Origin of the sequence: Xenophilus arseniciresistens (genome assembly GCF_028023875.1) — a bacterium.
Classification (GTDB): domain Bacteria; phylum Pseudomonadota; class Gammaproteobacteria; order Burkholderiales; family Burkholderiaceae_C; genus Xenophilus; species Xenophilus arseniciresistens.
In genome coordinates, this window is the sequence record NZ_JAQIPB010000010.1 from 64,174 (window position 1) to 87,748 (window position 23,575).

At 68.2% G+C, this 23,575-nt stretch carries 24 protein-coding genes; 5 read left to right on the forward strand and 19 right to left on the reverse strand.

The window, feature by feature from the left end; all coding sequences use genetic code 11:
- The first annotated feature begins 139 nt into the window (after positions 1-139).
- Positions 140-1,351 (forward strand): MFS transporter, encoded by a 1,212-nt coding sequence (locus PGB34_RS19245; protein ID WP_271429726.1) that lies wholly within the window; start codon positions 140-142, stop codon positions 1,349-1,351.
- 2 nt (positions 1,352-1,353) lie between these two features.
- Here the strand turns inward: PGB34_RS19245 and PGB34_RS19250 are convergent, their stop codons facing one another.
- Both PGB34_RS19250 and PGB34_RS19255 read right to left on the reverse strand, forming a co-directional pair.
- The gene (locus PGB34_RS19250; protein WP_271429727.1) at positions 1,354-2,814 is read right to left on the reverse strand and encodes a hypothetical protein; all 1,461 of its coding nucleotides are present in this window, start codon (positions 2,812-2,814) and stop codon (positions 1,354-1,356) included.
- A gap of 48 nt (positions 2,815-2,862) precedes the next feature.
- Positions 2,863-3,759 carry a LysR substrate-binding domain-containing protein gene (locus tag PGB34_RS19255; RefSeq protein ID WP_271429728.1) on the reverse strand — a complete coding sequence of 299 codons (897 nt, stop codon included), beginning with the start codon at positions 3,757-3,759 and terminating at the stop codon, positions 2,863-2,865.
- A gap of 117 nt (positions 3,760-3,876) precedes the next feature.
- Here PGB34_RS19255 and PGB34_RS19260 point away from each other — a divergent pair, with 117 nt between their 5' ends.
- Positions 3,877-5,232: a M20/M25/M40 family metallo-hydrolase gene (locus PGB34_RS19260; protein WP_271429729.1), complete on the forward strand. Its 1,356-nt coding sequence runs from the start codon at positions 3,877-3,879 to the stop codon at positions 5,230-5,232.
- 29 nt (positions 5,233-5,261) lie between these two features.
- Here PGB34_RS19260 and PGB34_RS19265 read toward each other — a convergent pair whose 3' ends face one another.
- The gene (locus PGB34_RS19265; RefSeq protein WP_271429730.1) at positions 5,262-6,764 is read right to left on the reverse strand and encodes a M20 family metallopeptidase; all 1,503 of its coding nucleotides are present in this window, start codon (positions 6,762-6,764) and stop codon (positions 5,262-5,264) included.
- A gap of 100 nt (positions 6,765-6,864) precedes the next feature.
- Between PGB34_RS19265 and PGB34_RS19270 the strand changes: the two genes are divergently transcribed.
- A complete protein-coding gene (locus PGB34_RS19270; RefSeq protein ID WP_271429731.1) occupies positions 6,865-7,740 on the forward strand; it encodes a DUF72 domain-containing protein in 876 nt (291 codons plus the stop codon).
- Positions 7,741-7,782: 42 nt separating this feature from the next.
- On the opposite strand, the gene PGB34_RS19275 is transcribed toward PGB34_RS19270, so the two are convergent.
- The 4 genes from PGB34_RS19275 to metX are packed head-to-tail and all read right to left on the reverse strand — an operon-like array spanning position 7,783 to position 10,725.
- Positions 7,783-8,310, reverse strand: coding sequence for a bactofilin family protein (locus PGB34_RS19275; protein ID WP_271429732.1), 528 nt, complete (start codon positions 8,308-8,310; stop codon positions 7,783-7,785).
- A 54-nt stretch (positions 8,311-8,364) separates the two neighbouring features.
- Entirely contained in the window at positions 8,365-8,967 is a 603-nt protein-coding gene (locus PGB34_RS19280) for an IMPACT family protein (RefSeq protein ID WP_271429733.1), read from the reverse strand.
- Positions 8,968-9,007: 40 nt separating this feature from the next.
- Positions 9,008-9,592 carry a methionine biosynthesis protein MetW gene (gene metW / locus PGB34_RS19285; protein WP_271429734.1) on the reverse strand — a complete coding sequence of 195 codons (585 nt, stop codon included), beginning with the start codon at positions 9,590-9,592 and terminating at the stop codon, positions 9,008-9,010.
- Positions 9,589-10,725, reverse strand: coding sequence for a homoserine O-succinyltransferase MetX (metX, locus tag PGB34_RS19290; protein WP_271429735.1), 1,137 nt, complete (start codon positions 10,723-10,725; stop codon positions 9,589-9,591). The genes metW and metX overlap by 4 nt, the downstream gene beginning before the upstream one ends.
- 579 nt (positions 10,726-11,304) lie before the next feature.
- Between metX and PGB34_RS19295 the strand changes: the two genes are divergently transcribed.
- Positions 11,305-11,841, forward strand: a complete 537-nt coding sequence (locus PGB34_RS19295) for an RNA recognition motif domain-containing protein (protein ID WP_271429736.1) — start codon at positions 11,305-11,307, stop codon at positions 11,839-11,841.
- 70 nt (positions 11,842-11,911) lie between these two features.
- Here the strand turns inward: PGB34_RS19295 and PGB34_RS19300 are convergent, their stop codons facing one another.
- The 12 genes from PGB34_RS19300 to rpmH all read right to left on the reverse strand — a co-directional run bounded on the left by PGB34_RS19300 (position 11,912) and on the right by rpmH (position 21,669).
- Positions 11,912-12,697 carry an SDR family oxidoreductase gene (locus PGB34_RS19300; protein WP_271429737.1) on the reverse strand — a complete coding sequence of 262 codons (786 nt, stop codon included), beginning with the start codon at positions 12,695-12,697 and terminating at the stop codon, positions 11,912-11,914.
- A gap of 29 nt (positions 12,698-12,726) precedes the next feature.
- Positions 12,727-13,389 (reverse strand): LPS export ABC transporter periplasmic protein LptC, encoded by a 663-nt coding sequence (gene lptC / locus PGB34_RS19305; RefSeq protein WP_271429738.1) that lies wholly within the window; start codon positions 13,387-13,389, stop codon positions 12,727-12,729.
- Positions 13,386-13,958, reverse strand: coding sequence for a KdsC family phosphatase (locus tag PGB34_RS19310; protein ID WP_271429739.1), 573 nt, complete (start codon positions 13,956-13,958; stop codon positions 13,386-13,388). Before PGB34_RS19310 ends, lptC begins: the two co-directional genes overlap by 4 nt.
- A complete protein-coding gene (locus PGB34_RS19315) occupies positions 13,958-14,944 on the reverse strand; it encodes a KpsF/GutQ family sugar-phosphate isomerase (protein WP_271429740.1) in 987 nt (328 codons plus the stop codon). Before PGB34_RS19315 ends, PGB34_RS19310 begins: the two co-directional genes overlap by 1 nt.
- A 105-nt stretch (positions 14,945-15,049) precedes the next feature.
- Positions 15,050-15,835: a hypothetical protein gene (locus PGB34_RS19320; protein ID WP_271429741.1), complete on the reverse strand. Its 786-nt coding sequence runs from the start codon at positions 15,833-15,835 to the stop codon at positions 15,050-15,052.
- A 114-nt stretch (positions 15,836-15,949) separates the two neighbouring features.
- Entirely contained in the window at positions 15,950-16,789 is an 840-nt protein-coding gene (locus tag PGB34_RS19325) for a zinc ribbon domain-containing protein (RefSeq protein WP_271429742.1), read from the reverse strand.
- A 139-nt stretch (positions 16,790-16,928) separates the two neighbouring features.
- Positions 16,929-17,396, reverse strand: a complete 468-nt coding sequence (locus PGB34_RS19330; RefSeq protein ID WP_271429743.1) for a Crp/Fnr family transcriptional regulator — start codon at positions 17,394-17,396, stop codon at positions 16,929-16,931.
- 87 nt (positions 17,397-17,483) lie between these two features.
- On the reverse strand, positions 17,484-18,905 hold the full coding sequence (gene mnmE, locus PGB34_RS19335; RefSeq protein WP_271429744.1) for a tRNA uridine-5-carboxymethylaminomethyl(34) synthesis GTPase MnmE: 1,422 nt from the start codon (positions 18,903-18,905) through the stop codon (positions 17,484-17,486).
- Between the two features lie 115 nt (positions 18,906-19,020).
- Positions 19,021-20,775, reverse strand: a complete 1,755-nt coding sequence (yidC, locus tag PGB34_RS19340) for a membrane protein insertase YidC (protein WP_271429745.1) — start codon at positions 20,773-20,775, stop codon at positions 19,021-19,023.
- Positions 20,772-21,047: a membrane protein insertion efficiency factor YidD gene (gene yidD, locus PGB34_RS19345; protein ID WP_271429746.1), complete on the reverse strand. Its 276-nt coding sequence runs from the start codon at positions 21,045-21,047 to the stop codon at positions 20,772-20,774. The genes yidC and yidD overlap by 4 nt, the downstream gene beginning before the upstream one ends.
- The gene (locus tag PGB34_RS19350; RefSeq protein WP_271429747.1) at positions 21,047-21,496 is read right to left on the reverse strand and encodes a ribonuclease P protein component; all 450 of its coding nucleotides are present in this window, start codon (positions 21,494-21,496) and stop codon (positions 21,047-21,049) included. The genes yidD and PGB34_RS19350 overlap by 1 nt, the downstream gene beginning before the upstream one ends.
- 38 nt (positions 21,497-21,534) lie before the next feature.
- A complete protein-coding gene (gene rpmH / locus PGB34_RS19355) occupies positions 21,535-21,669 on the reverse strand; it encodes a 50S ribosomal protein L34 (RefSeq protein ID WP_005798102.1) in 135 nt (44 codons plus the stop codon).
- Between the two features lie 465 nt (positions 21,670-22,134).
- Between rpmH and dnaA the strand changes: the two genes are divergently transcribed.
- Positions 22,135-23,523: a chromosomal replication initiator protein DnaA gene (gene dnaA, locus PGB34_RS19360; protein ID WP_271429748.1), complete on the forward strand. Its 1,389-nt coding sequence runs from the start codon at positions 22,135-22,137 to the stop codon at positions 23,521-23,523.
- Positions 23,524-23,575 lie beyond the last annotated feature (52 nt).

Below are 23,575 nucleotides of genomic sequence, written 5' to 3' on the forward strand. Positions count from 1 at the left end.
TCAAGCACCAAAGGCCGCAAACCCTTACGCTAGCGGGCGAGACAACCGCCCGGAGCCCTTCCTCATGCGCCCACCAGCCGACACGGCAAGCGCCCCCGCAAGTTCACCCCTGCCGGTGAAGTCCTCCAGGACCTGGCTGATGCTGCTGATCCTCAGCAGCGCCTTCCTCCTGAGCCAGGCCTTCCGCACGCTGGCCGCCATCATGGCCGCGCCCCTGGCGCAGGACTTCGGCCTGTCGGCGCAGGCGCTGGGCGTGTTCGCCGGGGCCTTCCACTTCGCCTTCGGCGCGCTGCAGCTGTTCATGGGCATCGGCATCGACCTGCAGGGTGTGCGCCGCACGGTGCTGGCGGCCTTTCCGCTGGCCATCGTGGGCGCGGCGATGTCGGCCCTGGCGCCCAGCTTCCACTGGCTGCTGCTGGGGCAGGTGCTGATCGGCATCGGCTGCGCGCCGGCCTTCCTGGTCTGCACGGTGTTCATCGCGCGCCACTTCGCGCCCGAGCGCTTTGCCGCCGTGTCCGGCGCGATCCTGGGCTTTGGCAGCGTGGGCATGCTGCTCACGGGCACGCCGCTGGCATGGCTGATCGAGGCCAGCTCCTGGCGCATGGGCTTCTGGGTGTTGTGCGCGCTCTCGGTCATCGCCTGGTGCGCCATCGCGATGTGCGTGCGCGAGCCCCATGTGGCCGCGCCGGCAGGTGCCCGGCGCGAAACGCTGGGCCAGGCCGTGCGCACCTTCGGCGGCCTGCTGCTGCTGCCCCACACGCTGGGCATCGTGGCGCTGGCCCTGGTCACCTATGCCGCCTTCGTCGCCCTGCGCGGGCTGTGGCTGGGGCCCATGCTGATGCAGCGCCATGGCTTCTCGCTGGTCGCCAGCGGCAACGTGGCGCTGCTCATGACCCTGATCGCCATGTTCAGCCCGCCGCTGTTCGGCCGGCTCGACCCGGGCCCGGCGCGCCGCCGGCGCTGGATCGTCGGCTTCACCCTGCTGGTGGCTGCGCTCTTTTGCGCCATGGGCTTTGCCGTGAACGCCATGCTCGACGTGGCCCTCATCATCGCGGTGGGCTTCCTGTCGGGCTACATGGTGCTGCAGTACCCCGACGTGAAGGGCGCCTACCCCGCCGCCGTCACGGGCCGCGCCATGGCCCTGTTCACCATGGCCATGTTCCTGGGCGTGGCACTCATGCAGTGGCTGACCGGCGCCATCGCCACCTACGCCCAGCATCTGGGCGTGGACCCCTTCATGGCCGTGTTCCTGTCCATCGGCGCCCTGCTGGCGGCGGGCGCGGCGGGCTTCGTGTGGCTGCCCAAGCCGCCGGTGGTGCCGGCCGGGGCCGCGGCGCAGCCGGCGCGCTGAGGTCAGCCGGCGATCGCGCCGCGCTTGCAGTGCTCGCGCAGGTAGGCCAGCACCCGGTCCAGTTCAGCATGCTCCCTTTGTCTGCCTTCAGGCGACCAGTCCTTGCTCAGTTGCCGGGCTTGGTGTTCGATCTCCTCGAAATGGTCGCTCCCAATCAGCCAGGCAAAGATCAAAGCGGGAGAGCCCCCTCCTGTCTCCCGCCACTGCTGAGCCAGTGTCCTAGGATCTTTGGGGCTGACCTGATGCAAGGTGAAAAGCTCCATCTCCGTCAAGATGCGATGCATGCCCGGCACCGTGCGCGTGATATCCAGGATCTGGAAGCCGGGTGATTCCTTGATCGTCCGCAGAATGGCCAGTGCTTGCTCTGCCGACTCGACTGGTACATCTGTCGAAGGATTGCCGTGAAAACTGCCGAAATCAAAGCCAACCTGTTCGTTGAGGCTACTCTCGAGCCTGTCCGGAAACAACGCATGCATGACCTGGGCTACGGCTTGACTGCCTACTGATGCTCTAACTGTGCATTGCGGCTCACCATGGATAGCGCGGCAGCCGACGTAGATGGATTGAGTGCCTGCCTCGGTGACGCGGCTGAACCTGAACCCGGTGGCGGTAGTGCGCGATTCATCCAACCTGAAATCCGTGTGCGCCAGCAACTGGGCAATGCGGTCCTTCATCTCCTTGCGCGCCTTTGACACGCTCCACCGCTTTTGCGGCGCGTCCATTTCCCGCTTTGCGCTTTGCCACAGGGCCGCATGCTCGGGCGGCAGCACCTGATCCGGCGGAACAAAGACCATGCCGATCTGATCGTCCAGCACGGTCAGGCCCAGGGCATTGGCGTTGTCCACCACAAAGCGCAGCGCCCGCACAGGGTCTTCAGTCGGCAGCTCGAAAGCCCATACCGCCTCGGTGCAGTTTTTCGCCTGCTCGCGCGGGTCGCCCAGCCATGCAGCGCCGTTGCCGTCGTCTTCTGTGGCCGAGACAAATTGTTGTTCCCGCCCCAGAACCGGGTAGCGGGCGGCCATGCGCTCGGCCAGTGCCATGAACTTGGGGTTGAGGCCGGGCCTCAGGCGCTCCAGCGCCTGCATGGTGCGCCCGGCTTCTTCCAGGCTGGTGGGATTGGGCTGGCCCATGGGGCGCTCCCAGATGCGTATGTCGTGACTCATGGTGCAACCGATATCAAAGAACAGGAAATGGGGCGCGATGAGCGAGGCGCTTTTTTTCAACGCGCATGTCCGCTTGGGCGAAGGCGTTGGCCGCCGGGCCATCAAGATAAGTGGCCCCCATGAACCGACAAAACAACTTTTGAGCACTTGGAGCCGATAGTTGTGGGCGATCTTGTCGCGGCTCGGGGCTGGCGAAACACCGACGCACCGGATTCCCCGGCCTCGTGCCGGGCCCTGCACGCTGCAGGAGTCGATGGCGCAGGCCCAGGCCTGGCTGGCCCGCGCGGCCGAGAACGCCATGCGGCAGCTGCGTGTGGGCGCGCGCAGTGGGCCTGAGCGCGCAGCCTCTCAGGGCGCGTCGGCCACCTCGCCCAGCCATTGGGCAAAGGCCGTTGCGAGCGGGTGCTCGCGCATGTGAGGCGCCGTGAACAGGCTGTAGCCAACGGCGCTGTGGCCCTCGCGCGCATGGGCCTGAGCCAGCTCGCCATGCTGCAGCTCGCGCGCCACGCAGTAGTGCGGCACCAGGCCCACGCCCAGGTCGGCCCGCACCGCTTCGAGCAGCATGGAGAACAGGTCGAAGCGATGGCCGCTCATGGCATTGGCCGGCCTTTTCTGCGTGATGCCGGCCTGGCCGAACCAGGTCTCCCAGGCGCCCAGCCGCGAGCTCAGCTGCAGCAGCGGCACCTGGCGGAAATCGCCGCGCGCCAGCGCGGCCTTCCAGCGCGAGCCCGGCGCGCTCACCACCACGCAGCGTTCGCGCATCAGCGGGCGCACCTGCGCACCGGGCCAGCTCGCGTCGTCGTACTGCAGGCCCATGTCGTAGGGCAGCTCGTCCATGTAGATGCGCGTGGGAAAGACCTTCAGATGCACGCTGCAGGCCGGATGCCGCGCCAGGAAGGCGGGCAGCCGCGGCAGCAGCCAGCGCTCGGCCAGCACGGGCACGGCGCCCACGATCAGCCGCGCGCCGTCGGGCCGCTGCGCCATGGCGTCCAGCGTGTGGTTCTCCAGCCGCAGCAGATCGGCCGCCACCTGCGCGTGGTAGCGCCGCCCGGCATCGGTGAGCACGGTGCCGCGCGAGCTGCGCTGCAGCAGCCGCACGCCGAGCTGGGCCTCCAGGCTGCGCAGTTGCTGGCTGATGGCGCTGTGGGTCAGGCACAGCTCGTCGGCTGCGCGGCTCAGGCCGTGGTGGCGCGCCACGGCATCGAAGATCTGCAGGGCGCGGGTGCTTGGAATGTGGCGGGGCATGGGGCAGGGCGGCGGCGGTCGTGCTGTCAGAAAAACTGACAGCCGCTGAGATTAACGCCAAGGCAGGCGCGCAGGCGCTGGCCACAATGGCGCCGTCACATCCCTTTCACACACGCCATGCCTGCTCATCCCGCCTCTCGCTTCCTCACCCGCGTGGCCGCCGCCACCGTGCTGGCCTGCAGCGGCGCCGGCGTCTTCGCGCAGGCCGTGGCCCCCACGCCCGCCACCGTGCGCCCGGCCGTCGACCAGGCCTACACCCAGCTCATGGCGGCGCCGCAGATCCAGCAGCTGCTCGAGGCCGTGAAGGCAGACCATGCGCGCGCCACCGACGACCTGAAGCTGCTGACCGAGATTCCGGCGCCGCCCTTCAAGGAGCAGAAGCGGGCCGAGGCCTTTCTGGCGCGGCTGAAGGCGCTTGGTCTGGCAGACGCGCACATCGACGCCGAGGGCAATGTGGTGGGGCTGCGCAAGGGCAGCGGCAACGGCCCCAAGCTGCTGATCTCGGCCCATCTGGACACCGTGTTCCCCGAGGGCACCGACGTCTCGGTGAAGGAGCGCGACGGCCGCCTGTACGCGCCCGGCATTTCAGACAACACGCGCGGCCTGGCGGTGCTGCTGTCCTGGCTCAAGGTGCTCAACGACAACAAGATCCAGACCGTGGGCGATCTGCTCTTCGTCGGCAACGTGGGTGAAGAGGAGCTGGGCAACCTGCGCGGCATGAAGCACCTGTTCGCGCAGCACAAGGACATCGACGGCATGGTGGGCCTGGAGCCCGCGCCCGACGGCACGGTGCTGGTGCTGGGCACGGCCAGCCATCGCTACGAGGTGAACTTCAAGGGTCCGGGCGGCCACAGCTATGCGGCCTTCGGCCAGGTGCCCAGCGCCATCCATGGCATGGGCCGCGCGATCGCCAAGATTGCCGAGGTGAAGACGCCCACCTTCCCCAAGACCACCTTCACGGTGGGCACGGTGGGCGGCGGTACTTCCGTCAACACCATCGCACCCGACGCGAAGATGGCGGTGGACATCCGCTCCGACCAGATGGGGCCGCTGCTGGAGACCGAAAAGCAGATCCTGGCCGCCATCGATGCGGCCGTGGTGGAAGAGAACAAGCGCTGGAACGTGGATACGCTGCGCGTGGAGAAGAAGCTGATCGGCGACCGCCCGGGTGGCCGCACGCCGGCCGATTCGGTGATCGTGGAGGCGGCCACGCGCGCCAATGCGGCCTTCGGCCACAAGACGCTGCTGACCGGCGCGAGCACCGATGCGAACGTGCCGATGTCGCTGGGCATCCCGGCCATCATCATCGGCGGCGGTGGCAAGACCGGCGGCTTCCATGCGCTCAGCGAATGGATCGACCTCACGGATGGCTGGAAGGGCGCGCAGAACTCGCTGGTGACGGTGCTGGGCCTCGTGGGCGTCCAGAACATCTCGGCGCCGGTGCTGGAAAAGCGCGCAGCGGCTGCAAAGTAAGCGCCGCGCGGGCCGCGCGCAGCCGGGCCTCAGGCCTGTGCAGCAGCGGCCTGCTGCGCCGCCGGCAGCGCGGCAATCACTTCGGCCACGGCGGCCGTCAGCTTCTTGGCATAGGGCACGTGCAGGAACTCGTTGGGGCCATGGGCATTGCTCTTGGGGCCCAGCACGCCGCACACCATCATCTGCGCCGACGGAAAGCCCGCGCTGAGCATGTTCATCAGCGGGATGGTGCCGCCCTGCCCGATGTAGCCGCAAGGCGCGCCGAAGTGCGCCTGGCTGGCCGCGTTGAGCGCGTTCTCGAACCAGGGCACCATGGCCGGCGCATTCCAGCCCGTGGCGCCGCCGCTGCCGTCGAAGGTGACCTTGGCCTGGTAGGGCGCGTTGTCCTCCAGCAGTGTCTTGAGCTCAGCCATCACGGCGGAGGCTTCCACCAGTGGGGGCAGGCGCAGCGACAGCTTGAAGGCGGTATAGGGACGCAGCACATTGCCCGCATCCTTGAGCGCCGGAAAGCCTTCGGCGCCGGTCACGCTCAGGGTGGGCTTCCAGGTGCGGTTGAGCAGTGCTTCCACCGGGTCGCTGGTGGTGGGCAGCGCGAAGGTCGTGGCGCCACCGCAGTCGTAGTGCGCCCACGGAAAGCGCTTGTACACCTCATCGCCGAGGATGGCCGCGGTGGCCCGGGCCTGGGCCAGCCGGTCGGCCGGCACTTCGCAGTGGAAGCTGGCGGGCAACAGGCGGCCGGTCTTGCTGTCCTCGAGCCGGTCCAGCACCTGACGCATGATGCGAAAGCTCGAAGGCACCAGGCCCGAGGCGTCGCCCGAATGGATGCCTTCGGTGAGGATCTCCACCTTCAGCGTGCCGCCGGCCAGGCCGCGCAGCGAGGTGGTCAGCCACAGCTGGTCGTAGTTGCCGGCGCCCGAGTCCAGGCAGATCACGAGGGCCACGTTGCCCAGGCGCGGGCGCAGCGCTTCCACGTAAGGCAGCAGATCGTAGGAGCCCGACTCCTCGCAGGTCTCGATGAGGCCGACGATGCGCGGATGGGCCGCGCCCTGCGCCTTCAGGGCCTGCACCGCCGCGAGGCTCGCGTACACGGCGTAGCCATCGTCCGCGCCGCCGCGGCCATAGAGCTTGCCGTCCTCGTACTTGGGCGTCCAGGGGCCCAGGTCGTTGCGCCAGCCCGTGAACTCGGGCTGCTTGTCCAGGTGGCCGTACATCAGCACGGTGTCGGTCATGGAAGTGCCGCTGGCCGGCACTTCGAAGAAGAGCACCGGCGTGCGGCCCGCCAGCCGCACGATCTCCAGCTTCAGGCCTTCGACCTTCTGCGCTTCCACCCACTGCGCGGCATTGCGCAGCACGGTCTCGAGGTGGCCGTGCGCGGCCCAGTCGGCGTCGAAGCCCGGCGACTTGGCCGGGATGGCGATGTAGTCGGTGAGCTGGCGCACGATGTCGCGGTCCCATTGGGCCGTGACATCGGCCAGGGCGCGTTCGGTGTCGAGCAGGGCGGCAGGCATTTCGCGGTGCAGGGGGGCGTTCATCGGGGTCTCCGCACGAGAAAAAGGGGAAGGAGGGGCGTGGGCCATTTTGCGCCTTCGGGCGCTTGTGCGTAGAGTGCAGCACGACTTGCCGGAGCCCGCCATGAGCCCATCCACAAAGCCCGCCGCCGCGAAGAAGGCGGCGCCCAAAGCCGCCAGCAAACGCGCGAAGAAATCAGCGCCTGCGGCCGATGCGGCGCCGGCCGGCGCCGCGGCCATCCCTGCGGCGAGAGTGGGCATTGGCGGCTGGACCTACGAGCCCTGGCGCGGCAGCTTCTACCCGGAGGGCCTGGCCCATGCCAAGGAGCTGCAGCATGCCAGCCGCCAGCTGACGGCCATCGAGGTCAATGGCACCTACTACAGCAGCTTCAAGGCCGCCACCTTTGCCAAGTGGCGCGACGAGACGCCCGAGGGCTTCGTGTTCTCGCTCAAGGCCAATCGCTTTGCCACCAACCGCAAGCTGCTGGCCACGGCCGGCGAATCGATCAGCCGCTTCATCGACAGCGGCATCGAGGAGCTGGGGGCCAAGCTGGGCCCCATCGTGTGGCAGTTCATGCCTACCAAGGCTTTCGAGGCCGAGGACTTCGAAGCCTTCCTCGCGCTGCTGCCCCAGAAGGCGGGCTCGCGTCGGCTGCAGCATGTGATGGATGTGCGGCACCCCAGCTTCATGGTGCCCGAGTACCGCGCGCTGGCCCAGGCGCACGGCGTCTCCACGGTGTTCACCGATGCCGAGAAGTTTCCGTCCTTCGACGAACCCGAAGGACCGATTGCCTATGCGCGGCTGATGGAGGCTTCGGCCAAAGAGGCCACGGGCTACGCGGCGCATGCGCTGGACCAATGGGCCGCGCGCGCCACGCAATGGTCGGCGCAGCGGCCGACCTATGTGTTCTTCATCAACGGTGCCAAGGAGCGGGCACCGGCCGCAGCACAAGGCTTGCTGCGGCGACTGGGCTGGTCGCCGCAGCAGGCGGCCGCTTGAAGATCGTCGGCCGCGACGCGCTGGCGCGCGCGCTATGAAGACTCAGGCCGCAGCCTGCAGCGAAGGCTTGCTGGCGCTGTCGCCCTTGGCCGTGCCCACGCTGACTTCACCCGACAGCTGGCCGCCTTCTTCGATGACGATCTTGCCGTAGCGGATCTTGCCCGTGACCTTGCCGGTCGCATGGATCACCAGCTTCTCGCGCGCCGTCAGGTCGCCGTCGAACAGGCCGCGGATCTCGGCGATGTCGATGGCCACCGAGCCCTTGAAGGAGCCCTGCTCGGAAATCTGGATCACCCGCGAATCCATGGTGGCTTCGACGATGCCTTCCACGACCAGCGTGTCGCAGTCGGTGATCTCGACGCCCTTGAGCTTGATGTTGGGGCCGACGGTGAGCTTGCTGCCGGCTTCCTTGACCGGGGCGCTGGCCGCCGAAGGCGTGGCGGTCGTCAGCGAGGAGGGATTCACGGGTGCGCCGGAGAGGTTGCTGCCACCACCGACCAGGGGCGCGGGCCGCGAGTTGAAGTTGTCATCCGAGTTGCGCTTGCCGAAGAAGGGGGATTGCGATGCCAATGGGAGCTCCTGGGAAAAGCCGCATCGTAGGGAACTGCTTCGCCGCGTCACACTTCATTGCGCAAGATCGGTAACCAAAATCCAGCCAGCACGCCCCTGCGTGCCGTCATCCACGCGCAATTTCAGCGCGGGAGCCTGTGTCTCGGGCACCTCCAGCTGCAGCTCGACCAGGCTGCCGTGCCGCACTTCGCCCAGCATGCCCTGCACGGCCGCGAGTTCGCGTCGCACCAGGCCTTCGAAGGCATAGGGCACGGTGCAGATCAGCCTTGTGCGCCGCTGCAGCGGCACCAGCGTGGCCGCCGAAAGGGCCTGGGCCACGCTGTCGGTGTAGGCCCGCACCAGGCCGCCGGCGCCCAGCTTGACGCCGCCGAAATAGCGCACCACCGTGGCCAGCACGCCTTCCAGGTCATGGTGGCGCAACACCTCGAACATGGGTCGGCCCGCGGTGCCGCTGGGTTCACCGTCGTCCACGGCTGCGGATTGGCCGCCCGCCAGGAGGGCCCAGCACACGTGCGCGGCCGAGGGGTGCTCGGCCCGCAGCGCCGCCACCACGGCCTGCGCCTGCGCGCGGTCTGCGACGGGCTGCACGCAGGCCAGGAAGCGGCTCTTGCGCACCAGCAGTTCGGCGTGGGCCGGCGTGTTCAGCGTGGCAGGCATCGCAGGCGGGTGGCGTGCAGGATGGCGCGCCGCGGGGTCATCACTCGCGCTCGAAGCGGAACACGGCGGTGCTGGCGCGGGCGTTGGGCAGCCAGCGCACCTCGGCACCCTGATGCACGCCGAAGGCATCAAGCACCCGCAGCCGGTTCTTGCGCGCCAGCACCTCGAAGTCCTTGAAGGTGCCCACGCGGATGTTGGGCGTGTCGTACCACTGGTAGGGCAGTCGCCGGGTGACCGGCATGCGCCCGCGCGCGATGCTGATGCGGTTGGGCCAGTGCGCGAAGTTGGGGAAGGCCACGATGCCGGTGCGGCCCACGCGCGCCGTCTCGCGCAGCATCACTTCCGCATTGCGCAGGTGCTGCAGCGTGTCGATCTGCAGCACCACATCGAAGCTCGCGTCCTCGAACATCGACAGCCCTTCGTCCAGGTTGAGCTGGAGGACCTGGACGCCGCGGCGCACGCATTGCAGCACGTTGCCATCGGCGATTTCCACGCCGTAGCCGCTGCAGCCGCGCTCGCGCTGGAGCCGCTCCAGCAGCACGCCGTCGCCGCAACCCAGGTCGAGCACGCGCGCGCCCTCGGGCACCAGGCGCACGATGGCACTTTGCAGGTCGAAGTCGCTCATGCGGCACCTCCCAGTTCGGCGGCGATGCCCTCGAACCACGCGCGCACCACGCCCAGATAGCGGGCGTCGTCCAGCAGGAAGGCGTCGTGGCCGTGCGGTGCGTCGATTTCCGCGTAGCTCACGCTGCGGCGGTTGTCGAGCAGGGCCTTGACGATCTCGCGGCTGCGTGCCGGTGAAAAACGCCAGTCGGTCGAAAAGCTCACCAGCAGGAACTTGGCGGTCGCGCGAGCCAGTGCTGCGCGCAGCTCTCCGCCGTAGGCGCCGGCCGGGTCGAAGTAGTCCAGGGCGCGCGTGATCAGCAGGTAGGTGTTGGCGTCGAAGTACTCGCTGAACTTGTCGCCCTGGTAGCGCAGGTAGCTTTCGATCTGGAACTCCACATCCTGTGTGGAGTAGTGGATGGCGGTGCCATTTCTCAACTGGCGACCGAACTTCTCGTTCATCACGTCGTCGCTGAGGTAGGTGATGTGGCCGATCATGCGCGCGATGCGCAGGCCGCGCCGCGGCACCACGCCATGCTCATAGAAATGGCCACCATGGAAGTCGGGGTCGGTCACGATGGCGCGGCGTGCCACTTCGTTGAACGCGATGTTCTCGGCGTTGAGATTGGGCGCGCTCGCGATCACGGCGGCATGGCGCACCCGCTCGGGATACTGCAGCGTCCACGACAGCGCCTGCATGCCGCCCAGACTGCCGCCCATCACCGCGGCCAGGGTGTCGATGCCCAGCGCATCGAGCAGCCGCGCCTGGGCATCGACCCAGTCTTCCACCGTCACGACAGGGAAATCGGCACCGTAGATGCGGCCGGTGTCGGGGTTCACATGCATCGGTCCCGTGGAGCCGAAGCAGGAGCCCAGGTTGTTGATGCCGATCACGAAGAAGCGGTTGGTGTCCAGCGACTTGCCGGGGCCGATCATGTTGTCCCACCAGCCCTCGGATTTGGGCTGATCCGCATAGCGCCCGGCTACGTGATGCGATGCGTTCAGCGCATGGCACACCAGCACGGCGTTGCTGCGCTCGGCGTTGAGCTGGCCATAGGTTTCGTAGGCCAGCGAATAGTCGCGAATCTGCGCCCCGCTGCGCAGGGGCAGCGGCGCTTCGAAGCGCATCGACTGGGAGGTGACATCAAAAGACATGGCGCAAAAAAACCGGCCTCGCCAAAAACGAGCCGGGTCATGTCATGTCCGCGTCCGTCTTTAGCTGAATTTGTTAAGCGCCCGCAAGCTGGAGCAAATCGGCGCGTGGCCGGGAGTATAGGGCCAGGGCGGGCGTTGGGCGCTGGCGCCTACCTGTGAGCTTGCCCCGGAGCCGGGGCCAAGGAGCGAGCCCAACGTTGCGGGCCTTTGCAGAGACGGTGCTTGCATGTGGCCCAAAACCATGCGGAAAACTTGCGCCTGCGTGTCAATCCTGGGCACTGTTTCGGGGCTTTTTTGCCGGCATGGAGCCGCTGGCCACTGATGCTTTGCCATAGGCCATCAGCCTTTTGTAGTAGGGCTCATATTGTGAGCAAGCGCACACATCAACAATATTTAAACGCCTTGCGGGAGCGCGGGCAAATTCCTACTTGCAAAAGAAGCAAATCCACCATAATGGACGTGCCTGCGGGTTGGGAATGCCCGCAGTCATCGGTGATCGGACAGTTTCGCCGGGCTTGCCCGCCAAGCCCTGCTCTCGGGACTCCATCGCTTTTTATCTGTGTTCATAGGAGTCCCTTGATGGGCAACAAACTGTACGTCGGCAACCTGCCTTATTCGGTGCGCGACGGAGATCTGGAGCAGGCTTTCGGGCAATTCGGCGCCGTGACCAGCGCCAAGGTCATGATGGAACGTGAAACCGGCCGCTCCAAGGGCTTCGGTTTCGTGGAAATGGGCAGCGACGCTGAAGCGCAAGCCGCCATCGAGGGCATGAACGGTCAATCGCTGGGTGGCCGCAACGTCGTGGTCAATGAAGCGCGTCCGATGGAGCCGCGTCCCCCCCGCAGCGGTGGCGGCGGTTACGGCGGCGGCGGTGGTGGTTACGGCGGCGGCGGTGGCGGCGGCTACGGCGGTGGTGGCCGCAGCGGCGGTGGTGGCGGCGGCTACGGCGGCGGTGGTCGCAGCGGTGGCGGCGGCAACGACGGCGGCTTCCGCAGCCCCTACGGCACTGGCCCCCGCGGTGGTGGCGGTGGCGGCCGCAGTGGCGGCGGTTACGGCGGCGGCGGTGGTGGTGGTTACGGCGGCAGTGGCGGCGGCTACGGCGGCGGCAACTACTGATCGCCCAGATCGCTCGCGTTCAAACGCTAAGCATGCAAAGGCCCTTCGGGGCCTTTGTTGTTTGTGCCGCTCAGGCCTCGCCCTTTCTCTTCTTGCGCCCCCGCCCTTGCACCGCACGGTCGTACAGCGCGTTCGGAAGCCAACGCATGATGCGCGCTACCCAGCCCATCTGCCAGGGGATGACGCGGTAGCTGTGCCCCGCGTCGATGGCCTGGAACGCACGATCGGCGAAGTCTTCGGCCCGCATCAGAAAGGGCATGCCATAGCGGTTGCCGCGTGTCAGCGGGGTGTCGATGTAGCCCGGACACAGCGTCACCACACGCACGCCACTGCCATGCAGTTCCGTGCGCAGGCTTTCACAGTAGGCCACCACGCCGGCCTTGCTGGCGCAGTAGGCACCGTGCCCGGGCAGTCCGCGTATGGCCGCCACGCTGGCGATGCCCACCAGCCGGCCGCTGCCGCGCTGGCGCATGCCGGCCACAAAAGGATGGAAAGTGGCCGCCAGGCCGGTGTTGTTGAGCGCGAAGGTCTGGCTCATCACCTCCAGGTCTTCGCGCTCCGCGGTGTCCATGCCCACGCTGATGCCGGCATTGGCAATGACCACGTCGGGCAGGCCTTGTTCCACCAGGCAGTGCTGGCCGGCCGCCACGATGCTGTCGATCTGTGAGACATCCGCGCCGTAGACCCGGCAGCGGCTGGCATCGAGCTGATGCGCGTCCGCCCAGGCCTGCATCTGCTCGGTGCGCCGGGCGACCAGCGCAAGCCGGTAGCCGGCCTGCGCAAAGCGCTGCGCCAGTGCTTCGCCAATGCCGCTGGATGCGCCGGTGATGAAGACCAGGGGAGGCGTTGTCTGCATCTTGTCGCGCCGGTGGTTGGCCGGTCCGCTCAGCGTGCGGGTGCCTGCGGCGTCGCGGACGGGGCGATGAACCCGCGCACGCGGCCTTGCAGGTTGGCCACGCCGTCGAGGTTGTCGTAGTCCATCGAATCGGCCGTGAAGCGGTCGTTGCCACGCGTGAGCGTGACAGGCAGGTGCGAGCGCACACGTTCGGTGTTGACGAAGGCGTGCAGGAACTCGCCACGGAATTCCAGTCGCGGCATCGCGCGGCCGTTGGCCAGGGTCGCGGCGTCGCGCACCACGATGGCATTGCCAAAGAGCTGGATTTCGCTGCCGTCCCCGTTGGACACGCCGCGGTCGGCGCTGGCATGGGTGACCAGCCCTTCGGGCGAGACCGAGCGCAAGCGCACCTGGTCGACTTCCAGCGTGTCGGTGTCGGGGTAGTGACGCCCTTCCTTGCCCGTGAGCTCGCTGCGCAGCGAGCCGCTGGGCAGGAAGTTCTTGACCGTGAAGTCGCGCATGAAGAAGTCGGGCTCGTGGGTGGGTGCTGCTGCCACCGTCGGATCGGCCAGGCGGGGCGCGTTGCGCACCAGCCAGTAGGTGCCCAGCGCCAATGCACCCGTCAGGATGATGGGCAGGTACAGGCTGAGCCGGTCCAGCGCGAGACGCCAGGTCCAGCGGCGGCCCAGCGGTGCGGTGATGCTATTGCTCAAGCTGCACCTCCGTGCAGGTCGTCCAGCAGTCGGCGGTAGTGTCCGCCGGCCATCAGCAGCAGATCGCAGCATTCGCGCGCGGCGCCTTCGCCGCCTTTGGCCGTGGTCACGTAACGCGCTGCGGCGCGGACTTCGACATGGGCATTTGCCGGCGCCACGGCCAGGCCCACGCGGCGCAGCACCGGCAGGTCGGGCCAGTCGTCGCCCATGGCGGCGGCCTGCGACCAGTCCAGGCCCAGGCTCTGCAGCATGGCTTCGGCGGCCGGCAGCTTGTTGCTGATGCCGTAGCGCACATGTTCGACGCCGAGGGCTTCCAGGCGCACGCGCAGGGGCTTGGAATCGCGGCCCGTGATCACGGCCGGCACGATGCCCGCGCGCTTGATCAGCTGCAGGCCATAGCCATCGAGGATGGAAAAGCGCTTGAGGGTTTCGCCTTCTTCGCTGAAATAGACGCCGCCGTCCGTCAGCACGCCGTCCACGTCAAAGAAGGCCACGCGCATGCCCTGGGCGGCCAGCAGCAGCTCGGGCGCAAATCGCTGCATGGGCGCCGATGAAGAGCTGTCGTTCATCAGATGACCTTGGCCCGCATCAGGTCGGTGGTGTTGAGCGCGCCCACGAGCTGGCCCTCCCCATCCACCACGAACAGCCGCGTGATGCCGTGCTGCTCCATCAGTTCCGCGGCTTCCACGGCCAGCGCATTGGCGCGGACGGTGCGCGGGTTCGCATGCATGACCTGGGCAGCGCTGGGCGTGCGCAGGTCGGCGCCGGCTTCGATCAGGCGACGCAGATCGCCGTCGGTGAAGATGCCCACCGCCCGGTCCTGTCCGTCGACGATGGCCGCGGCGCCGAAGCCGCCACGGCTCATGGCCCGCATCAGTTCGCTGATTCCGACCTCCAGGCCCACGCGCGGCACTGCATCGCCGGCACGCATCACGTCGCTCACATGCGTGAGCAGCTTGCGGCCCAGCGCGCCGCCGGGGTGCGAGCGGGCGAAATCCTCGGCGCCGAAGCCGCGCGCATCCAGCAGCGCCACGGCCAGCGCATCGCCCAGCGCCATCTGCGCGGTGGTGCTGGCGGTGGGCGCGAGGTTCAGCGGACAGGCTTCCTTGGCCACGCCGCTGTCCAGCACCAGGTCTGCATGGCGGGCCAGCATGGACTGCGCGCCGCCGGTCATGGCGATCAGCGGCACGCCCTGGCGCTTGACCACCGGCAGGATGGCGGCCAGCTCGTCGCTTTCGCCGCTGTTGGAGATGGCCAGCACGATGTCCACGTCCTTGATCATGCCCAGATCGCCATGGCTGGCTTCGGCTGGGTGCACGAACATGGCCGGCGTGCCGGTGGAGGCCAGCGTGGCGGCGATCTTGCGGCCCACGTGACCGCTCTTGCCCATGCCCATCACGACCACACGGCCGCGCACGGACAGCATGCGCTGCACGGCTTGCGCGAAGGACGGTCCCAGCCGCGCCTTCAGGCCCAGCACGGCGGCGGCCTCGATGTCGAAGGTTTCGCGCGCGCGCGCCAGCACCGCGTCTGAATCAAAGGCCATGGAACTCATCGGCGCAATTTTAGGGCGCCGCTGTCTCTCCCCAGAACCCGCAGAGGCTCTTGCGCGATGGCGCCGCGCGGCTGCGGCGTGCAGCGGGGGCGGCCCCAAGGCCGCTCAGAACGGCGGGTTGGAACGCGGCGGCAGCTGGCTCACGCGCTCCAGGTTTTCGGCGGTCAGCCACTGGCCGTCGTGCCAGAAGAAGTGGCGGCGCTGGATCAGGGTCCAGCCTTCGGCGCTGGCGGTCCAGCGCGCGCCGCGCCAGGCGGGCCATTGCGGGGCCAGTGCGGCGGCCTGCGCCTGCGATGCGAGCCAGGGGGCAAGTTGCTCGGGCGCCCAGATGACGTCGGCGGCCACGCCCCTGTAGGCCTCCCCGCGAAAGCGCATGGACTGCACTTCGCTGACATTGCGCACGCCCAGCAGGCGGACGGCCCGGGCCATGCACAGCCGGCGCTCGCTGCCCCAGCCCTCCAGCGCCGGCAGGGGCCGGTAGACCTGCAGCGGCGTGCCGTCTTCCGTATGCGCCAGGGCCTCGGGCTCGGCCGCGTACAGGCCCACGCGGACCAGCGCATCCATCCAGGCCACGGTTGCGTTGTTGCTGCTTTGCACGTGCACCAGCTCGCGGTCATAGGGCAGGCCGTTGGCAATGCAGACCGGTTCTGCGCCCGGTCCGCCGCCCAGAGCCAGCGACTGCGTCACCGCCTGCTGCAAGGCCTCGGGCGAGGCGCGGCTGGTCCAGCCATGCCAGCCGGCAGGCCAGCCCGCCCAGGCGATGGCCGCCACCCCCAGCGCCAGCGCGGCAATGGCCAGCAGGCCGGCGGTCCACAGCCTCCGGCGCTTCGGTCGGGAGGCCGCGGGCGGCGCTAGCGTCTGCGCGTCACCGAGTTCGCTCAGCAGGGTCATCCGCTGCGACGGGTAGACCGTCGCGCCGCACTCGGTGCAGACACGCGCGGTGTCCGGCAACAGGGCAGAGCAGGCGGCGCAACGCATGGTGGGACGAGGGCGCGGTGGCAGCGGTCAACCGCCTTCGGGATTGCGGATGCGCTCCTCGCGCCGCTGCTGCTCGCGCACCGCCTCGCATTGCGGATGCTTGGCCAGCGCCGGCTTGGCGCATTCCGCCGCCATGCAGCGCGCCTTGGCAAAGAAGCCCAGCGCCCCGCAGGTCTGCTCCGGAGGGACTGGAGCCGGCGCTGGCGCAGGGGCGGCCGGCACGGGTGCTGCGGGAGCCAGCTCCGCCGGGGCGGGTGCCACCGGCGCCGCGGCACTTTCGCGGCGCGGCCGGGGCCGGGGCGCCGCAGCCGGTGCCGAAGGCGCGGGCGCTGGTGCAGCCGCAGGGGCCGGCGCGGGTTGCACGGCGCTGGGTTCGGGTGCCAGCGAGGGCGTGACGGCGGGGATGGCCGAAGAAGGCGTCTGCACCGGTTCAACCGGCGCCAGGACCGTGGGCGCGGGAGCCGGGGCAACCGGCGCCGGAGCCGCCGCCGCGGGCTGAGGGGGGGCCGGATCGGCTGCCTTGCCCGCGCCGCGCAGCCACAGCACGAATGCGGCGGCCACCACGAGCAAGCCCAGTGCAAGGCCCACCCACAGCAGCCAGCGGCGCGGTGCGCTCGCGGCCGATGCGGCGTCTGGCGCAGGGGTGGCTTGAGCTTGGGGCGCTGCCGGCGGGGCGGGCGCCACGCGCTTGGCGGCCGGCTTGATGAGCACGGTCTGCTCCTGTTCCAGCAGATCGGCCGGCTGCGTGTGTTCCCAGTGGGCAGGGCCGGGCGCAGCCACCTGCTCGCCCAGGCGCGCGCCGCAGCCTCGACAGAACTTGGCCGCGTCCCTGTTGTCCGTTCCGCATGCCGAGCAGACTTGCGCCATCACTGGTCCCAAAACACGCCTTGTAACATCCTAGCGCAAGGATCCGCATTGTGTCGATGCGGCAAAAGTTGTTACTTTTCGGGGGTGCAGGCACTTCTGAGGGAGCTTGCAACAACCGGGCGCGGCGTGCCGCGGGCGCTCAGGTCACGGCCACGCGCTTGAGCTTGTGGCGCAGCCGCCTGGCCATCACCAGGCCCAGGGCCAGCGTCAGTTCCAGTGCCACGCTGGGCTGGCGGTTGGCCATTTCGCCGAAGCGCAGCGGCGTCAGGCGCCACAGGCGGCTGGCCGTGGCGCCAGTCACGGTGGCGGTTCGCGGCAGGCGCGAGAAGAAGGCGCCTTCGCCCAGCACCGAGCCGGCATTGACCAGCGACAGCTGCACCTGTCCGGAGCTGCTGAGCCGGTGCACGCTCAGCGAGCCCGATTCGATGAAGTAGAGCGTGCGGTCTTGCGCGGCCTCGTTGATCAGGACCTGGCCCGCGGGCAGTTCGACGAATTGCAGGTACGACCCAAGGATCTCCCACTGCGCGGGTTGGAGCGCAGGCGCGAAGGCGTCGTCGCTGGTGTTCTGCGCGACGGCATCGCAAAGGGCCTGGATGGGGGAAGACATGGCTGAGGTTCTCGCTGGAGATGAATGGCTGCCTTGCGAATCGCACGAATATCGCCACCCGTGGCCGCGGATTGTTGCGCCTAGGTTCTACTTTCCAATACAGAAGCGGGAAAAAATGACGCCCAGCAAGGCTTCCGCATCAAATTCGCCCGTAATGGCATTGAGCGCGCCTTGTGCCAGCCGCAATTCTTCTGCCAGCAGGTCCAGCGCCGGCGCGCTTTGCGCCAGCAGTGCAGCGGCTTGAGACAGGTGTTCGCCCATCTGCTGCAGCGCCTGCACATGGCGGGCCCGCGCCAGGAACACGCCCTCGGGCAGCGCCTGCCAGCCCGCGATCTCCAGCAGGCGCTGGCGCAGCGCCTCGATGCCCAGCCCCGTGCGGGCCGACAGCTGCAGCGCGCCCGTACCAGCCTCTCCCGCCTCAGTCGCGCCGGGCGCGGCGTCGGCCTTGTTCCACACCTCCAGCACCGGCACCGTGGCCGGCAGGTGTGCGAGCAGGCGCTCGCGGATGGCGGCATCGGCGGCGATGTACTGCGCCTGCTGCGCGCGCGTCAGGTCGTGCAGAAACAACAAGGCATCGGCCTGCTCGATCTGGCGCCAGGCCCGCTCGATGCCGATCTGCTCGACTTCGTCGCTGCTCTCGCGCAGGCCCGCGGTGTCCACCACATGCAGCGGCACGCCCTGGATCTGGATGGTCTGCGCGACCACGTCGCGCGTGGTGCCGGCCACACTGCTCACGATGGCCAGCTCGGCGCCGGCCAGCGCGTTCAGCAGCGAGCTCTTGCCGGCGTTGGGCTGGCCGGCGATGACCACCTTGATGCCTTCGCGCAGCAGGGCACCCTGGCGCGCGCGCTGCTGCACGGCCGCCAGCTGCTGCTGCAGACCCTGCAGCTGACCCTTCGCATCGGCCTGCTGCAGGAAGTCGATGTCTTCCTCGGGGAAGTCCAGCGTGGCTTCCACCAGCATGCGCAGGTGGATCAGTGCCTCGCGCAGCGTGCCGATCTCACGCGAGAAGGCGCCACCCAGCGAACGGCTGGCGCTGCGGGCGGCCGCTTCGGTGCTGGCGTCGATGAGGTCGGCGATGGCTTCGGCCTGGGCCAGGTCGATCTTGCCGTTGCGAAAGGCGCGTTCGCTGAATTCGCCGGGCCGCGCCACGCGCAGCCCGGGCAGGCGCGCGCGGCCGGTGGTGGCCTCGGGCTCGGCCGCGGCGGCCAGGCAGCGCGCCAGCAGCAGCTCCAGCACCACCGGGCCGCCGTGGGCCTGGAGTTCGAGCACGTCCTCGCCCGTGAAGGAGTGCGGTGCGGGGAAGAACAGCGCCAGGCCGTGGTCCAGCGCGCCGCCTTGCCCGTCGGCGAAGGGCAGGTAAGTGGCCTCTCGCGCACGCAGCGGGCGCCCGCACAGCGCCTGCACCAGAGGCGCCAAGCCGGTGCCGGACACGCGCACGATGCCCACCGCGCCACGGCCCGGCGCCGTGGCGATGGCAGCGATGGGATCGTGAAGCTGGCCCAGCATGGCGGTCATTGTGCGGTGTTCATGAGGAGGGTCTTGCGGGCAAGGAAAAGGCCGCTTGCGCGGCCTTCGGGGTTGGTGGGCGACATGCATGCGGGTGTCGCCTCTTCCAGCCGCCTTATTTGCCCAGCACGCCCAGACGCTTGTTGATGAACCACTGCTGCGCGATGGACAGGATGTTGTTCGTGATCCAGTACAGCACCAGGCCGGCCGGGAAGACGAAGAACATCACGCTGAAGGCCAGCGGCATGATCCACATCAGGCGCGCCTGCAGCGGGTCCGGCGGGGTGGGGTTGAGCCAGGTCTGAAGCAGCGTGGTCCCGGTCATCACCAGCGGCAGGATGAACCAGGGGTCGGGTGCCGACAGATCGCGGATCCACAGGATCCAGGGCGCATGGCGCATCTCGACCGAGGACAGCAGCACCCAGTACAGCGCGATGAACACCGGGATCTGGATCACGATCGGGAAGCAGCCGCCCAGCGGGTTGACCTTCTCGTCGCGGTAGATGCGCATCATCTCCTGCTGCATCTCCTGCGGCTTGTCCTTCAGGCGCTCGCGCATTTCCATGATGCGCGGGTTGATCGCCTTCATCTTGGCCATGCTGGAGTAGGCCTTGGCATTGAGCCAGTAGAAGGCCGCCTTCAGCAGCACCACCAGCGCCACGATGGACCAGCCCCAGTTGCCCAGGAGGCTGTGCAGCTTGTCCAGCAGCCAGTACAGCGGCTTGGAGATGATGGCGAAGATGCCGTAGTCCTTGATCAGCTCCAGGCCGGGCGAGAGCACTTCCAGCTTCTTCTCGTCGGCCGGGCCGGCGAACAGGCTGCTTTCCACCGTCTGCGTGGCGCCGGGCGCCAGGGCGGGCAGGCTGGCAACCATGGAGATCGCGTACTGGTTGGCGCCCAGGTCCGACACCCGGAATTCGCGCTTGAAGTTGTCGCTGCCCGGCTGGTTCAGCAGCCATGCAGAGGCGAAGTAGTGCTGCACCATTGCGATCCAGCCGTCCTGTGCGGCAGGCGGCAGCTCCACCTTGTTCTTGGAGATGTCGGCGAAGGACACCTTGTGGAACTTCTTCTCGTTGGTGTAGACGGCCGGGCCCGAGAAGGTGCTGGTGCCGAACATGGAGCCGCCCTGTTCCGCGCCATGGCGCGCCAGCTGCATGTACAGCTGGGGCTCCAGCGGCTGCTGGCTCAGGTTCACCACGTCATGCTTGACGCGGATCACGTAGTCGCCGCGGCGGAACTGGTAGGTCTTGATGTACTTGAGGCCGCCCACGGGCTGCGACTCGAAGACCACATCCAGCTGGTTCTGGCCGTCGGCCATCTTGTAGGGGCCGGGTTTCACGGCCATCAGGCTCAGGTGCGTGGGGAAGGCGCCGCCGCCGGCCACGGGGTTGAGCAGGCCGGTCTGCGCCAGGTAGCGCGTGGCAGGGCTGCTGTCGTCCATCAGCAGCACCGGATGGTCGCGCACCGGCACTTCGGTCTGGCCCGTGATGCGGCGGAACCAGGGCATCAGGCCCGTGCGTTCCTTTTCCTCCATGAACTGGCTCAGCTCCAGGCGCGTCAGGGTGCCGCCCTGGCCATCGAGCACGGCGTTGTAGACGTCGGTCTGGACCTGAACCTTCTCTGCCGAGACGGCGGCCGGAGCCGCCGTGGGCGGTGTGCCGGCGGGCGCAGCGCCGCCGCCAGCGGCTGCCGTGGGCACGCCCGCAGCGGCGTTGCTGGCGGCAGCCGGATCAGCCGGCGCAGCGGCGGGCGGGCGGGCCGAGGGCAGGAAGGTGGGCTGGCGGCCGTTGTGCACCTGCCATTGGTCCCACAGCATGACCAGGGAGAAGCCAAAGATCACCCAGAGGATGGTGCGGCGAATGTCGTTCATGACGAGGACTTGGAAGTCTTGCTAACGAGTGAGGAGAACAGGCCGGCGGCGCGGGCGCCTTCCGCGGGCACGGGATCATGGCCGCCCGCGCACCAGGGTCCGCAACGCAACAGGCGGCGGGCGCTCAGGCCGGCGCCGCGCCAGGCGCCGTGGCGCTCCAGCGCCTCGATGGCGTAGAGGGAACAGGTGGGCGAGAAGCGGCAGGCGCTGCCCAGCCAGGGACTGAGCAGCAGACGGTAGCCGCGAACGATGGCAATCAGAAGACGCTGCATCACGCGCCCCGAGGGCCTGCCGGCGAGGCGGATGCGCCCTTGCCGGAATTGCGTGCGGCCCGCGCGAACAGCTGCTGCAGCTCGGTGCGCACGGCCTGCTTCAGCGCCGTGGACGTGGCACTGGGAAACTGGCTGCGATCAAACGCCGCCCGCAGCCGGACCACGTGCGCGGCCTGCGGCAAGGCATGCGCCTGCGCGTCGGCCAGCGCGTAGATCTGGCGACGGATCGCATTGCGGGTGACGGCCCGGCGTGCCCAGCGCTTGGGCACCATGGCGCCCAGCCACACGCCGTCGGCCGGCCACAGTGGCGGCGAAGACGTGACAGCGCTCTCTCCTGCCGGGGCAGGAGAGAGCAAGTTGCAACGATGCAGCGCGAAGTGCGCCGTCCGTGCCACTGTGGAGCCGGACAAAGCCGCCTGGAACTGCGCTCGGGTCTTCAACCGGCGCATGGCCGGACCCGTTGACGCCTGCGGCGGCAACAGCTCGTTCAGACGGCCAGACGCTTGCGGCCCTTGGCGCGGCGCGCATTGATGACCGCGCGGCCGCCGCGGGTCTTCATGCGGACGAGGAAGCCATGGGTGCGGGCACGGCGGGTCTTGGACGGTTGATAGGTGCGCTTCATGATCTGAATATTCCTGTGGGTGCCGGCGGGATCCATCCAGGCCTGGGCATGCACAGGGCGGCGGCACGTGATGAACACATGCGCAACCCCGAAGTCACACCAGACCGACGGGCTGTCGGCGCTAGATCCCTGCGACGTCCATGCGGATGTGGCGCCGGGCTTCGGGCTGCCCCGAACCGGCCAGCACCTGCGCATGCCGGACTGTCGCATGCCAGCCCCTAAAGACCGGACGCGACCCCACATGAACAGGTATGAGGTTGCAGGGAAACCCGCGATTATCACAAACATTCGGCTGCACCACAATGCAAAGCCCCGCAGCCCGGGCCCGGACGGGCCGCGCGCACGCCTTCATACAGGATGTGGATAACTGGGTGACAAGTTAGAATCGCCGCCGAATGCCGAAGCCGCCTATCCACAATACCTCTTACCTCGGACCCTCGGCTCAACCGTCGGCCGCACGCCCGCATGTCCACTGAAGACATTGCCGCCAGCCTCTGGCAGGCCTGTGTCGATCAGCTGGCGCAGGAGCTTTCCGAACAGCAGTTCAACACCTGGATCAAGCCGCTGTCCGCGCAGGTGGCCGATGACCTGTCGCGCATCACGATCTTCGTGGCCAACCGCTTCAAGCTGGACTGGATCCGGGCCCAGTACGCCGCACGAATCGCCGACATGGCGGGCAACCTGTCGGGCCAGCCGGTCATCATTGAGTTGGCGATCACTCCGCGGGAAACGCCCGTGCGCATGGCGCCTGTCATGCCGGCCGTGTCAGAGCCAGATGTGCTGCGCGAGGTTCCCGGTGCCGCCAGCGCACCGGAGGAGCCGGCCGGTGGCCTCAAGAACCGACTCAATGCCCAGCTGACCTTCGACACGCTGGTCGAAGGCTCGGCCAACCGCATGGCGCGCGCCGCGGCCATGCACGTGGCCGGCACGCCGGGCCATCTGTACAACCCTCTTTTCATCTACGGCGGCGTGGGCCTGGGCAAGACCCACCTGATGCATGCCGTGGGCAACAAGCTGCTGGCCGACCGCGCGGACGCCAAGGTTCTCTACATCCACGCCGAGCAATTCGTGTCGGATGTGGTCAAGGCCTACCAGCGCAAGACCTTCGACGAGTTCAAGGAGCGCTACCACTCGCTGGATCTGCTGCTCATCGATGACGTGCAGTTCTTCGCCAACAAGGACCGCACGCAGGAAGAATTCTTCAACGCCTTCGAGGCGCTGCTGGCCAAGAAGAGCCACATCGTCATGACCTCGGACACCTACCCGAAGGGCCTGACGGACATCCACGAGCGGCTGGTGTCGCGCTTCGACTCCGGCCTGACGGTCGCGATCGAGCCGCCCGAGCTGGAAATGCGCGTGGCGATCCTGATCAACAAGGCGCTGGTCGAAGGCGCCGAGATGCCCGAGGAAGTGGCCTTCTTCGTGGCCAAGAACGTGCGCTCCAACGTGCGCGAGCTCGAGGGCGCGCTGCGCAAGATCCTGGCCTATTCGCGCTTCAACCAGAAGGAGATCTCGATCCAGCTGGCGCGCGAGGCCCTGCGCGATCTGCTGTCGATCCAGAACCGGCAGATCAGTGTGGAAAACATCCAGAAGACGGTGGCCGACTACTACAAGATCAAGGTCGCCGACATGTACAGCAAGAAGCGGCCGGCCAGCATCGCGCGGCCGCGCCAGATCGCGATGTACCTGGCCAAGGAGCTCACGCAAAAGAGCCTGCCCGAGATCGGCGAGCTGTTCGGCGGCCGCGACCACACCACGGTGCTGCATGCCGTGCGCAAGATTTCAGGGGAGCGCCAGCAGCTCACGGAACTGAACCAGCAGCTTCACGTGCTGGAGCAGACGCTCAAGGGTTAGGGGCACAGGGAATCCGTCTTGCCGCTTGGCGACAATGCGGCGCCGACAGAGA